Origin of the sequence: Methylomicrobium album BG8, assembly GCF_000214275.2 — a bacterium.
GTDB classification, from domain to species: domain Bacteria; phylum Pseudomonadota; class Gammaproteobacteria; order Methylococcales; family Methylomonadaceae; genus Methylomicrobium; species Methylomicrobium agile.
In genome coordinates, this window is sequence record NZ_CM001475.1 from 12,977 (window position 1) to 26,620 (window position 13,644).

Sequence of the window (13,644 nt, forward strand, 5' to 3'; positions counted from 1 at the left end):
CATTTGACCGTGTTCAGGTCTTTTTTTGCCTAAAAATCGGTATGTCATATACAGCAGCTGGAGATGTAGGGTTGAGCTTACTCTGCTCTCATCTCCGGAAGGAGCAGTCATGTCAAAAAATCTTTGGCAGGGGGCTTGGCGTGGAAATCGACCTGATGGCGACGTCCATAAAAGAGCCAGAAATATCATTACCCCTTCCGGTGGGATCGTTCGTGGAAAATTTCCCAGTCGTAAGAACGGGCGGATGGTTCACCACGAAGGTTTGCTTGAGCTAGAAGCGATTTATCTTTTCGAAACTTCGCCAAATATCGTTCGGTACCGTGAGCAACCGGTCACTATCCACTATCCAGATGAAACAAGGCTACGGCGCTATACGCCAGATTTCGAGTTGGTGTTGACCACCGGCGAAATCATATTGATTGAGGTCAAGCCGACACGTAGCCTTCAACATGGCGATGTACAGCACAAACTCACACGTATCTCCGAATACATGCGCCGTTCGGAAACCGCTTTTGTCATTTTGACCGATCAAGTTATCCGACAAGAACCGCGCTTATCAAATCTCAGATGGATTTACCATCGAGCTTCACGCGTCCCTCCTTCTTCGGACGCGCTTGCTGTTGCCATCAATAAATATCACAACCGTTTTCCGTTATCGCTTACGGCAGCTGCGAATTTGTTCGATGTCAGCGGTATCGACCCCTATAGCTTGTTGTTAGCTGGACATCTTCGCTGTTCCTTGGAACAGCCCATTTCGCATGAAACCCTTATAACGATTGACTTGGAGGCTGATAATGGCTGGTTTTGCATTGCACAAGAACACGGTTTTTGATTGGAATGGTGCTGAATATAGAATTGCTCGGCTTCAACCCAACGGCGAATTGCTGATCGAACGTGTTGGAGATGGCAGTTTGTCCATCGTCACGCGGGAGACGATTTTAAGCGAATATGGGGTGGGTAATGTTTCTGCGAAACCGGCTCAGCTCACCATAAGGGATTTGGCGCCATTATTTTCGCGACCTCTGGATGAATTATCCGAAAGCGTCCGATGTGAAGCCTTACGTCGACGCCGCTACATTGAACATATATTGGGACAGGGTGCTCCAGTTTTCACAGCGACTTACCTCAAACCGTTGATTGAACAAGCTGCGGCTGAAATGGGTGATGATACGCCACCCAGCGCAACCTCTGTTTATCGTTGGTTCCGGCGTTACCGGTCGACAAACGATACTCGAGCAATGATCCCGCGTACCGATCTTCGTGGGCTTAAAAAGTCGCGGCAAAATGATCGTATTCTTCAACTTGTATCCGAGGCGGTGGATGAGGCGTTTAAAGTATCGCCTCAGGCTTCCGTCCCAACTATTTACACCAAATTCCTGGCCAAGCTTGAAGCCGAGAATGCGAGGGCGTCGCGGAATGAGCAGATCAAGCCGTTTACGATGCGGACGCTTTATCGGCTGCTTGCGAGAGTGGGGGCTTACGAAATTGCGCTCCTCAAAGAGAGCAAGGCGGTGGCCGATAACCGCTTTAGGATCGGCAAAGCCGGTGCGAAAACATCCCGTATCCTGGAGCGGGTTGAAATTGACCATACGCCGCTTGATCTGTTCTTAATCGACGAAAAAACTTGGCTACCGTTAGGTAGGCCAACCTTGACCGTGATTATCGACCACTATAGCCGAATATTGCTTGGCTACTATTTGAGTTTCGATAGTCCTTCGACTGCTGCGGTAATGGGCGCACTTCGGCATGCAATTCTGCCCAAAAATCCGGCTACAGCCGTGATGCCGTCATTAAAAACCGAAAATCGCTGGCCTTGTTATGGATTACCCGAAGTTTTAGTGGTCGACAATGGGTTGGAATTCCACAGCAACGATCTGGAAAGCGTTGCTTACGACTTGGGAATCCGTATCCAATATTGCCCGAAGCATGAACCACGATTCAAGGGTGTGGTTGAGCGCTATCTCAAAACGATTAACTATTTCTTTGCCCACCAACTGCCGGGTACCAGTTTTGCCAAGTTTTATCTGCGCGGCGATTACGATTCGCAAAAGGCGGCCCTGATGACCTTTGCCGAATTCAATCATATCTTCGAAAAATGGCTTCTTGATATTTATGCCCAAGACAGGCATCGTGGGATAAATACCACGCCTTGGGCTCGATGGCACGAGGGCATTTCGCATTACGAACCGGTACTTCCCGACGATTTACGCACTTTGCAGCGCCGTATTGGCTTAGTGGCTGAACGGTCATTGCGTCGCGACGGGATTTTTTTAAACGGTATCCGTTATAGCTCAGATGAACTCGGTCCCATACTGCGAGCCTTTGATGAAGGCGTTAAAGTCCGTGTTGTCTATGATCCGGAAGATTTGGGCGAAATTCAGGTATGGGGACCTAACGATGCCGAGCCTGTGGCGGTGAAAGCACTCGATTACGAGTTTGCTAAGGGGCTGACCGTCAAACAGAACGAATTTATTCGCCAACAGTTGCGTGAGCAAGGTTTAGCCGCAGTTGATCGTATCGCCCTTGAACGGGCACGATCTGATTTGTCACGATCGATCGAAGAATTGATGACTAATCGCAAACATGTGGCCAGACGTCGTAGCGCCGCTTTACGCGGCATTAGCAGCAGCAAACCCAGTGGATCGGAAACCCCAATCAAAAAAGCGGATACCGCTGAATTACCGAAGCCTCAAAAACTTAAATCCCCCAAATTATCTGACCAAGGATCGGAGCCGACGGCGCCGGACATCATCACTTCATTCCAGCTGAAACGCAATTCTGGAGAATCAGAATGAATTTCAAAGAGATTTTCGACGAATTACAACGTTTTGATGAAGAGTACATTCCTTTCCCACCCTTTGTCGTCGCGGTCGATGCGGTTAAAGCGAATCTTGCGCTGTTTCGCGAGACGGGCATCGCTCAGCATTTGCTGGTTCTTGGGGAAAGCGGGGCTGGAAAAAGTAGTATTTGCCGATGGATCGAGCAGCAATATCCCAAGGTTACCTTGCCGGACCGGGATGTCACACCGGTACTGATCGTGTCGGTCCCTTCGGCAGCTACTATATCGAGCGTGGCCTCGGCTCTTTTAGAAAAACTAGGCGATCCGGCTGCTACCACCGGTACAGTTTCGGCGAAAACCTCTCGGGTCATTACGTTATGTAGGGCCTGTCGGGTGGAAATGATCTTGTTCGACGAAGCCCAACATATTCACGACCGAGGCAAAGCTACCACACATTACATGGTAGGCGACTGGTTAAAATAGTTAATCGATCAGACCGGTATTCCAACCGTGTTTCTTGGCTTGCCTCGTCTCGAACAAATCTTACAAGTCAACGAACAACTTCGGCGGCGCTTTTCCCGGCGAATTCGCTTAGCTTTGGGCCAAAGTGATAAGAGTTCCATCCACGCCGAATGCCTCCAGTTGTTTCGTTCGCTGGGGTCTTGCCTACCACTCCCCTTGATGTGTGGCCAGTTTGGGTGGGATGAACTGGGTATGCGCTTGCACTACGCCAGTGATGGCCGTGTTGCCTACATTAAGAAACTCTTGGCCACCGCTTTGAGAATCGCATTGGAAACGGAAGTGAAGGAGATTGGGCCACAATTGCTGGAGCAAGCCTTCACCGAGGAGCTTTGGTGGGAGGGCGTGGGCAAGCTGAATCCTTTTAATCCGACATTCGAGTTTCGCCGCCTGGATCGGGGTAACGAGCCGTTCGAATCCGGTAATTTCAGAAGTGCTCGTAAACGTCGTAAGGAGGCGGTATGTTGATTCCGTTTAGTGACTACCCTGTTAGTCCTCAATTGGAGCAAGGGGAAAGCCTATTTGGTTATGTTTACCGTTTTTATACTGCCAATGGATATAGGATTCCGGACGTTGTTCGTAAGTGGCTCTTTACGTTGTTTTATCGCCGGGATAACGATAAAAGTGACACGTTCAATCGCTTACATGCATTATCCGGCAGTACGATTGAACTCGAGAGAATTTGGTGGATTCGAACTCGTTCAGTCCCGTGGTCGGATATGAAACCAAACCAAGAGATTTGGATAACATTGTCCCAATCACGAGAGTGTAAAACAATCCGTGTAAACCGCGGTTAAATTTAATTGGGCATGCGGTCTGGAAACATAATCATAAACTGATTAATAGCCGGCTTCCAATCGCGCAATGGCATGGACCATTTTTTAGAGGCATTCTCGATTGCCAAATAAATGACTTTCATAGCCGAATCGTCATTGGGGAACAGTTTCCGTTGATTGATGGCTTTTCTAATCACGCTATTGATCGATTCAATGGCATTGGTGGTGTAAATGATTTTCCGGATCGCGTCAGGGTAATCGAAGAATGCGATCAAGTTGGCCCAGTGGTTGCGCCAGGAGCGACTGATGGAGGGGTATTGGCCGTCCCATTGCGCGGCAAAGGCTTCCAATTCCTGTTCTGCTTCAGTCACGGTAACGGACTGGTAGATTTTCCGGAGCCCGGCGGCGACGGTTTTGCGGTCTTTCCAGGACACGAAACGCAAGGAATTGCGCACCCTATGCACGATACAGAGTTGGACTTGTGTGCTTGGGAAAGCGGCGGCGATCGCTTCCGGAAAACCGGTTAAGCCATCGACACAGGCAATGAGCACATCCTTGACGCCGCGGTTTTTCAGTTCGGTCAGGACCGACAGCCAGAATTTGGCGCCTTCATTTTCGGACAGCCACAGACCCAGCAACTCCTTTCTGCCTTCCAGGGTGACGCCGAGCGCCAGGTAAACGGCTTTGTTGATGACTCGCTTGTCCTGCCGGATTTTGACGACAATGCAGTCCAGATAGAGGATAGGATAGAGCGCATCCAAGGGTCGGGATTGCCACTCGATCACTTTGCCCAGTACCGCTTCCGTGACATTAGACACCAGGGTGGGCGAGATATCGGCGCCATAGAGTTCGCGGAAGGTTTCGACGATATCTCGCGTGCTCATGCCCTTGGCATACAAGGTCAGAATCTTATCGTCAAAATGACTCCAGCGGGTTTGATGCTTGGTGACCAGCGGCGGCTCGAAGCTGCCGTTACGATCGCGTGGGGTGTCAATCTCAATGACCCCGTGTCCGCTTTTCAGCTTTTTTGTGCCATAACCGTTGCGACTATTGCCGGAACCATAGCCTTCGGGAGAAGGCTTGGCATACCCTAAATGGGCATCCATTTCGGCATTCAGCGAGGCTTCTACCGTGATTTTCAGTAAATCCTGAGTCAGTGCCGCTAAATCACGCTCTGACTTAACGCCACGGGCCAAATCTTGTAAAGCGGCAACCATCGTGGGGTCTTTAATAATATCGCTCATTTTCTGCTCTCCTTGAGAGAAGTTTACTACACTGAAAATAAGCGGTTACACGGAATTATTTACACCCTCCAACTGGCGCCTCTTTTGGACAATTATTATGATTTGGTTCGCTATGGTGCGGATGTCTTTGTGGAGCAAGTACGAGTCAAAGAGCCTGCCCGCCGACTATTGAGTAGCGATATTCCTTTGCTGCATCAAGAGCTGCTTGATGTCCAGGAAGCGCAGCTAATTGCTGACGCACTGTAAACGGAGATGATGGTGGGAGAGCCTGTTGTCCAATCAGGTGAAGAAGCTGCTAACTCTATTCTTGGAAAGCTGCTTAGGAGAGCTGAAAACGCTTTGGCTAAGGATGCTTCTCGTGCCATATCATTAAGATTATCAGATAAATCAGTACCGGAGTATTGGCGGTTGCAGCGACACAAGGATAAATTGGAGTGTAATGCCGTACTGAGAGCCGCTGAAAAACAGGGATGTATTAAAATTGAATGGGACAAGCGAGCGGATGAGAACTCTCAAGTTGAACGGGTGCTTTTGCTTGATGAAAACCTGCTGGCGAATTACCTCGGGGTAGTGCCTCGTTGGGTATTGATTGAGCAAGCTTCTCGAGAGTTTGCCTCGAATCTTGATCGGTACCCATTATTGGAGCAAGTACTCGAGAACTGGCGATATGGTTCGCAAGTACGTAATTCCAAACCAGGAGATTTTGAGGTATGGATCAGCGCAATTCGGGTTATTGATTATTGTAGAAACAAAATTGGTGATGATATTCCTATTCGTCGCTTAAGCGCCTCTCTTTTTAGTAACAGTAAACGTTTAGAAACACTGGTTCCTTACATTGACTCGCTTATCCAAAATGACTTGCCAGCCTCTATTCGAGAAGCTGAAGAGGTTTTTAGCGAACTCGGTTTAGTTAAGTTTCCACCCACTTTATTGCTGGCTGGAGATTTAACGGTTCTATATGGCCAGCAAGAAACTAAGGTATTAAGGCCTTATATCGGTTTGGCACCGAAGGAAATAAAGGCTATTAAGGGGGAAGTATATTTTTCATATTTACTGACAGTTGAAAATCTAACGACATTTCACGAGTTGGTGTCCCAACGGCCTCAAGGAGCTATTGTTTTTTATACAAGCGGAATGCCCAGCCCATCTTGGAAAAGGGTGTATAAATTGTTGCTTCAAGAGCTACCACGGAATGCTTCTGTATATCACTGGGGAGATATAGATGGTGGCGGATTTAGAATTGCTAATCATTTAGCAATGTGCTGTTCAGATGTGGGTTTCGATTTGAGACTCCATTGCATGACCGCATCTTTGCTGCCGGCTGATATAGCCATAGCACGTGATTTATTATTGGCTGAGCGAATACAAATTCAAAATATCTGTGAACGATGGAGTTGGGGAAATGAGAAAGACGGATTAGGAACAGTGGCGATCGAACAAGAGGCATTGCCTATTGTATGGCCAGCGACGTAGTATTCAGTTCATTGGTAAGTTTTCAGAGTTGAAAAAAAATTTTCATTATTAGTGGCACAAAATCCGAAATTTTTCATTTTTTGTGTCAAAAGCGAGTATAGGGTATGACACAAAAAATGAAATATCACTTTAAAATCAATCGACCATTTTTCATTAATTGTGTCACCCGACATAACTGTCGGTTGTCAGATCTCATAATTTCTGAAAAAAATCTCAGAATTTATGAAATGGCTAAGTGATTGGTTATGGTGCAAGAGTTTATTGGCTGTTATCGACCCCTCTGGTTCAATGGCAGAAATTTGTCCCTAACCTGACATTATTGCTAATCATTAATAACACATCAAAAAATCCAAATCTGGCTCTGCTAAGGTCATGTCGCATAAGTAGAATGCGGGAATAAAGCAATTGCGTGGTAACTGGAGTACTTTTTGGGAAAGAAATCTAGAGAAAAGAGAGAACGTAAAGAAGCTCAATCAATAGCTTCGTCTCACAATTTTAATAAGTTATTTCAAGATCAAAAAAACAATCTTCATTCGAGGGCTATCGAACGAAAGTTCGCAGATCAAGTCATAGCTGTGCGATCAATTTTACAGCGTTTTGATCAATTCGACGCTGCATTGGCCATCGCAATATCGGACCTGTGGCCTGTCAATGCAGCGAGCCCGATCAAGCACATCCTCGCCTTGTCGATCCTTGTCGGGATGGAACACTCTTCTAAAGATAGACAACCAATTACTACCTATGAAGAATTCAAAGCATTCACTGAGGCTCTCATTGCGGCATGCCCAGACTTTCCGATGCTGGAGGATTATGTTCCCGAAATCGATTGGAGCAAAGTCCGGGTGCTGCTAGACGATGAATTCGTACCTATGTTCTACGGAAGTTGCATAGAGCGAACCCCTGACTTTGTGGAAGCCTTCAGGATTACCCATGCAGACAATCTGCTGGCCTTGGCTGATATGAATCTCGCCATCGCGATTCAAAACCATGTCATACGCAGCATCCCAGAACTTGCTACTCAACCTGAGCCCGCCGTGACGGCCGGATACATCGAGGTACCTCCCTCAGAATTTTGGATCTCTTGTCAGGAGACGCTCCTCAGTGCTCAGGCCGAGCTCAAGGATCGGCGCACAAAATCAAGCGGCCGACTTGATATCCAGATTGGCGCCTATCAAGCGCCGCTAGAGTACGACGCGTTCGGCGATGCTTGCCTGCAGGGTATCGCTTTGCCGTTTGCTGGAATGGTGTTCAACGATCAATGGATTCCCATAGGCGTCCGAAATGCACCGGGCAATACCATTGATGTCTGGGCTAATCGAGCTAAGCCTATTGATTATGCGACACACAGGTCGTTGGCGGGGTTTGTGCAAGAGCGCTTCCGGCACGTCGTTCCCGGTCCTTTGCGAATCTGGATTGAAGATCAGGAGTTCGATTTTTCAATAAGCTGCGTCATCTCAGATACTCGCCTCTGGCTGATTGTCTGCTGCTCACATGCCACAGTCTCCGTTGTAAAACAACATGCTCAACAGGCTCTATCGGCAATGAAGCCTGGTAGAAAATGGGGCTTTAAACATGTCCATGGCCCACGCTCAGTTATTGCCAACGAGGACGGCCAAAGTCCTTCTGCTAAAGATGTTAGTTTACTGTTGGTGCTTACAATTGCAGGCACCACATTTGGAGCATTGGATGCGCCGAAAAAGCCAATTCGTTTGCTGCCGCTGGCAGACCTGATTACTATCTTTGACGCCATCAAAGACCTTGATGAACTTGAAAGATTGTAAGCGGCCAGCGGAACCACATAGCCAGGACTAAAACGTTATGATTTAATCCGCGAAGCGAAGAGGCAGAAGCTCGTCGATGCGACTGTTGGGCCAAGTTGGGAGCTTTTCCAGGGTTTCTTTTAGCCATACCGCTGGATCGAACCCGTTGAGCTTGGCGGTGCCGAGCAAGGTTTGAATGATGGCGGCACGCTGGCCGGCGCGTTCGGAGCCTACGAACAACCAGTTTTTTTTGCCCAATGCAATCGGACGAATGCTGTTTTCGATCGGGTTATTGTCGATCGGCAGATCACCAGTCTCGGCGTAGCGCGTGAGCGCAGCCCATCGCTTCAAACTGTAGTCGATCGCTTTGGCGGTGGCACTGCCGGGCGCGGTGCGCAAACGGGTTTGCTGAAGCCAGTCGTGGAAGGCTGCCAAGGTCGGCAGCGTTTTTTCGACACGCAGGGCTTGGCGCCCATCGGGCGTTAGGTCACTCCCTTCGGCTTCAATCGCATACAGCACCGCGATGCGGTTCAAGGCTTCGTGCGCGATCGGGCTCTGGCTGGCCTGGAACAAGTCGAAGAATTTCCGCCGTGCATGCGCCCAACAGGCGAGCTCGATGCACGGTTCAAGCAGGCGTTGATCCTCGGGATGCGCGCGGGCGGCCGCAAACAGGGCTTTGTAGCCGGCATAGTCGTCGACGACGAGGTGGCCTTGCCAGTCTTGCAGAAACTGCTGCGCATGCCGGCCGCTGCGGCCGGCTTGATAGTCGAAGACGAGGATCTTCGGTCCCGGCTGCAAGTCGTTGCTGCGATACGCCCACAAATAGGCCTTTTTCGTTTTGCCGTTGCCGGGATCCAATTGCGGCACCGGCGTCTCATCCGCATGCAGGCAATCGCGTTGCAAGAGGTGCCAGGCCAGACGGTCTGCCAAAGGCTCTAAGGCGACGCCGAGGCGTCCGACCCAGTCGGCCAGGGTGGAGCGGGACAAGGTTACGCCGTCGCGGGCAGCGATCTGTTCCAACCGGTACAGCGGCAGGTGATCCAGAAATTTACTGATCATCACCCAACTCAACAAACCGACCGCCGCCATGCCGCCATCGATCACCGCCGGCGGAATCGGCGCCGCGGTCACGGTTTCACAGCGCCGGCAGGCATATTGCGGGCGGATGTGCCGATGCACGAAGAACTTGGCCGGCTCGACGTCCAGTTGCTCGGTCACATCCTCGCCGATCTTGACCAAGTCCCGGCCGCAGTGCCCGCAGGTGCAGGACTCGGGTTCATGCCGGTGCTCGACGCGGGGCAAGTGAGCGGGCAACAGCTGACGACCGGCACGCAGGCGTTTCGGACGAGCCACCGTTGCACAAGGGCTGTCATCCTGCAGTTGCTCGACTTCGGCTTCAATCGCCGAAATATCCGTGTTCCAGGTTTCCTCGAAGACATCCCGCTGCAGCGGAGCCAAGGCTTCGCTCTTGGTACTGAAACGGATGCGCTTGTAATAGGCCAACTCGTGCGTCAGCGCGGCGATTTTGACCTCTTTGGCTTGCAGGCTGGCGTCCTTCGTTTGCAGGAGTTGCTGCTGATTCGCAATGGTTTGAGCATCCTGCGCCGCTTGCTCGACAAGCGTCTGAAGCATTGCCGCGACTTGGGCTTTAGCGGCCGGTTCCAGGTTGAGTTGATCGAGTTCAGCGAGCAAATTCATGGGGGATATTATACCGCACTCATCCCCTGAAAGCCTTGATATGACTGATGTTCAAGAGGATTTTATCGTTAACATCAGACTCGCCATTCCGCCGAGGGTTGAGCCGATAACCGTTGCCAATCGACACCGGCGGCCAACCACTGCCACTGGGCCGGACTGATCGCAAACACCGGATCAGAGGCCTGGGGCCAGACAAAACTGCCTCGATGCAAGCGCCGCTGACAGAGCCACACGCCATTGCCGTCCCACAGCAACAGGCGCAAGCGGTTGCCGGCACGGTTGCGGAAGATGAAGGCCGACCCAGCACACGGCGAATGACCCAGGCTCTGCTGCACGATCGTGGTTAAGCCATCCAGGCCGCGCCGCATGTCGACCGGCGCCACCGCCAGCCAAATCTGTGCCGGGCTCGCGATCAGGCCAGGCATCGCAACAGCTCCGCGAGCCAACTCGCCGGCATCGAAGCCGGCAGTTCCAGGCGATGGCCCTGAGCATGGGTAAAGACAATGACCTCAGTGACAGCCGGTTGAATCTGCACCGGTATCAAGGCCGTCGAATCCTGCTTGGGTAATTTGCGATAATCGCTCAGCCGTGCTGTGAACGTACGGACATTGAGTTGCTGTGCTGCGCAATACGCGGCTTGCGACAAACCACTGCGTTGCCACGCTTCGATATGCTGACGCCATTTCGCTGTGATGGCCATGCTAAAACTCCTGATCAAAAAAATCACAGGATGCCGCAGACGAAAACTATTTTATAGGTGGCTCGGATGGACGCTTACGAAAGATTCTGGACATACGTCGATACACAGGATGGGTTATTAAATCCATTCTCAAGAGGAGCGGTTGATCTCTTCGCATCTTTTCGTGACTTCAACGAAGTGCTGGTCGAGGGTGCAGTAACGCCTACATTCATTTCGCTTGATCCCAGCTGGGGCAGTAGCTGGAGGTATAAGAACCTCTCGACCTTCTGGGAAAATGCCCCTCGGTACTTCCCTGATGGTTCCATCGGATGGCTTCTCGATAAGAACGCAAGCGGCGTGATCGAAATGTGCTCACGCCATGATGATTCTCTCGCCTACTCGGTCGAGATGGCCGATTGCACTATTCAAGTCGTCATGAACATTGACCATTCCTTAAGTTTGCTAGAGAACCGACTACTTGACCTATTCGTCCAAGCGCTCTCGGACTGCTTACAGCAATGTCGAAACTTGGTGTTCGAGCTGGCGTTGTTTGAGCGTCGACATGTAGTTATTCAATGTGAGACCGATCGCGCGTGCAGGTTGGATGAATCTACAATGCCAGATGCTGCCTTAGCGCGGACCCCTATCGTTACGTCGTGCGACAAGTTATCGGAAAGCCCATTAAAATTGCGGCTTCGGGTGAATGTTGCAGCAGTGCAAACGGGGCTCAATGAGGCGACGACAGCCACATTCGAGATTGAAAGCCTTATCGAGACCCTTATGACCATCCATCACGTCTGCGGTTGGCAACTGGCCGAAGACGTTCTTGCCCAGATTCGAGCTACTGCTACTCGACCGGCTCGATATTGTTTGAGTGTAGTTCAACAGTCGGTTGATGCGCTAGAGTATGTCGATCCGATCATCCCGACGCTAACGGATTACAAACTGGCCCGACGGCATCTGGCCGTCAGCATGCGCAAGCTTGGGTTCGCCCCAGGCCGCTATGAGCTGAAGGAGGCAAAAGAACGGATTGATGCAGGACGGGAACACCTCCGGCAACACATAGACGGGTTGATTGCGAAGCACGAGCCCAATGAGTTAGTCCGCAACTGTATTGAGCAACACGAGGCATTGTTGATCAGCGAGCGCCACAGGGTGATGCGCACGTGTCAGAGCCTGATGCATGAGGTCGACTATGATCGCCATGAGGCGGTTGCCGGGGCACGCAAGGAATTTGGTGGTAATGCCCGCCACTATCGCTACCTGCTCGAAAAGGCACTGAGCTCTCCGCAACGGACCGGCCGAGAGCCTATCGATGCGAGCCTTCTCCGATCGCTCGTCGGATTCGTTGACTGGTATATGGTCCTTGCGGAGGCAAGTGACACCCTTCATAACGGTGTGGATGTCGGTGGTGTAGAGATCGATGAGTCCTATCTTCCCCAGATCTTCTATTCCCCTGATCATGAAAACCGTCAAGCTACCTTTGAACGGGAATATGCTCGGTGGCAGCTGGGTATTGGAGTAATTGAATCTGACGCAGTTGTGGGCGATCTTGCTGAGGACTTGGAGAACCCCAGGCTACGCCAAGCGTTCCGGCAAGATGCCGGCTTCGAGCTCAAACACTTACTTCAGTGCTTGATCGTGCTGTCTCAGCCCATTCGGCATGAGCTGGCGACAAAGCCCGCGCTCTCTTACGTAGCTTCCAGCCAGGTGATCCATGAGGCAATTTTTTCTAGCCTTGAAGGGGCCACTTCGGCAGATTGTGAGGCCATCGTTCAGTGCCTCACTTTGTCCGCAGTCGACATTCGCCGTCTACCGGGACGCAACACTGACGAAAGTGACGTACCTTTCTGGGAACATATCAAACGTCTGCACCGCTACACCATTCGGCCTCTAGTGCCAGATGGTGGGATGCTTCGTTGGGGTGCGGAGGGGGCTAGCCGCGCACTGCATATCTGGTCTAAGTCAGTTGTCGACGGCTACCTACCTGCCGACCTTCCCTGGCCTGCGGTCGAGCGCGAAGTACGATTGATCAAGGAACGCATCGAGAAACAGCTAGAGGTTCGGACCGAGGAAATCTTCCGCAGGTTTACGCAATATGTCATGCGGGGCGTGGACTTTTTCCATAGATTCCCAGGTGAACATTTCCCAGATGTCGGCGACTTTGACGTTTTGGCCTACTGGCCTTTCACCAACACGTTGGTAACGGTGGAGTGCAAATACAACAAGCCTCCGTTCAGCGTCAAAGATTCTAGGCGACTCAGAGATGAGATTTTTGGAAAGGATGAAGCGGATAGAAAAGGTCAGTTCAGCAAGATCGCCCGACGCCGCGACTTCGTGAAGGAACACCGATCACGTATGCTCGAACTGCTGAAGTGGCCGCCTGCCGTGGTGGCCGAGGGACGCGATGTGGAGATGTATGTAAGCCGCGACCTGCATTGGTGGATGGTCCACCCACCTTACCCTGTTCCGACTGAATTTGTCAGGGTAGATTCTCTGGATGATTGGCTCAAGAGCGAAGCTTGGTCACAATAAGCCTAGTCGCATGAATCCGAGCACCTATTGATGCAGCCGTACGAAAATAGAAGCTAACTGACTGGAAATGGCCGAATTCAAGCATTCGAAATTCGGCCAGCTTGATGCGAGATAACGATATGACGGATCAACGATCCGATACCAATCTGGCAGATGTTTTTGCTTTGAAACACCTATTTAT

Annotated in this window: 12 protein-coding genes; 8 read left to right on the forward strand and 4 right to left on the reverse strand. The window is 50.9% G+C overall.

The genetic code is table 11. The features are described from left to right. Positions 1-109: 109 nt before the first annotated feature. The 4 genes from METAL_RS00060 (at position 110) to METAL_RS21345 (ending at position 3,766) form a co-directional block, all read left to right on the forward strand. Entirely contained in the window at positions 110-832 is a 723-nt protein-coding gene (locus METAL_RS00060) for a TnsA endonuclease N-terminal domain-containing protein (RefSeq protein ID WP_005368373.1), read from the forward strand. Further along, a complete protein-coding gene (locus METAL_RS00065) occupies positions 795-2,795 on the forward strand; it encodes a Mu transposase C-terminal domain-containing protein (RefSeq protein WP_005368374.1) in 2,001 nt (666 codons plus the stop codon). The genes METAL_RS00060 and METAL_RS00065 overlap by 38 nt, the downstream gene beginning before the upstream one ends. Continuing rightward, positions 2,792-3,262 (forward strand): TniB family NTP-binding protein, encoded by a 471-nt coding sequence (locus tag METAL_RS21340; protein WP_245549429.1) that lies wholly within the window; start codon positions 2,792-2,794, stop codon positions 3,260-3,262. The genes METAL_RS00065 and METAL_RS21340 overlap by 4 nt, the downstream gene beginning before the upstream one ends. 231 nt (positions 3,263-3,493) lie before the next feature. After that, positions 3,494-3,766 (forward strand): hypothetical protein, encoded by a 273-nt coding sequence (locus METAL_RS21345; RefSeq protein ID WP_245549430.1) that lies wholly within the window; start codon positions 3,494-3,496, stop codon positions 3,764-3,766. A gap of 331 nt (positions 3,767-4,097) precedes the next feature. Here the strand turns inward: METAL_RS21345 and METAL_RS00075 are convergent, their stop codons facing one another. Continuing rightward, positions 4,098-5,306, reverse strand: a complete 1,209-nt coding sequence (locus METAL_RS00075; RefSeq protein ID WP_425357677.1) for an IS256 family transposase — start codon at positions 5,304-5,306, stop codon at positions 4,098-4,100. Between the two features lie 24 nt (positions 5,307-5,330). Between METAL_RS00075 and METAL_RS00080 the strand changes: the two genes are divergently transcribed. The 3 genes from METAL_RS00080 to METAL_RS00090 all read left to right on the forward strand — a co-directional run bounded on the left by METAL_RS00080 (position 5,331) and on the right by METAL_RS00090 (position 8,572). Beyond that, positions 5,331-5,564 carry a hypothetical protein gene (locus tag METAL_RS00080; RefSeq protein WP_040578258.1) on the forward strand — a complete coding sequence of 78 codons (234 nt, stop codon included), beginning with the start codon at positions 5,331-5,333 and terminating at the stop codon, positions 5,562-5,564. Positions 5,565-5,570: 6 nt separating this feature from the next. Next, on the forward strand, positions 5,571-6,791 hold the full coding sequence (locus METAL_RS00085) for a Wadjet anti-phage system protein JetD domain-containing protein (protein WP_245549431.1): 1,221 nt from the start codon (positions 5,571-5,573) through the stop codon (positions 6,789-6,791). Between the two features lie 428 nt (positions 6,792-7,219). After that, entirely contained in the window at positions 7,220-8,572 is a 1,353-nt protein-coding gene (locus METAL_RS00090) for a hypothetical protein (protein ID WP_005368381.1), read from the forward strand. Between the two features lie 42 nt (positions 8,573-8,614). Here the strand turns inward: METAL_RS00090 and tnpC are convergent, their stop codons facing one another. The 3 genes from tnpC to tnpA form a co-directional block, all read right to left on the reverse strand. After that, on the reverse strand, positions 8,615-10,249 hold the full coding sequence (gene tnpC, locus METAL_RS00095) for an IS66 family transposase (protein WP_005368386.1): 1,635 nt from the start codon (positions 10,247-10,249) through the stop codon (positions 8,615-8,617). Positions 10,250-10,323: 74 nt separating this feature from the next. Beyond that, complete coding sequence (gene tnpB, locus METAL_RS00100; RefSeq protein WP_005368390.1) at positions 10,324-10,674, reverse strand: IS66 family insertion sequence element accessory protein TnpB; 351 nt, start codon at positions 10,672-10,674, stop codon at positions 10,324-10,326. Then, entirely contained in the window at positions 10,662-10,949 is a 288-nt protein-coding gene (tnpA, locus tag METAL_RS00105) for an IS66 family insertion sequence element accessory protein TnpA (RefSeq protein ID WP_005368392.1), read from the reverse strand. The genes tnpB and tnpA overlap by 13 nt, the downstream gene beginning before the upstream one ends. Before the next feature lie 66 nt (positions 10,950-11,015). Between tnpA and METAL_RS00110 the strand changes: the two genes are divergently transcribed. Beyond that, positions 11,016-13,463, forward strand: a complete 2,448-nt coding sequence (locus METAL_RS00110; RefSeq protein ID WP_005368394.1) for a hypothetical protein — start codon at positions 11,016-11,018, stop codon at positions 13,461-13,463. Positions 13,464-13,644 lie beyond the last annotated feature (181 nt).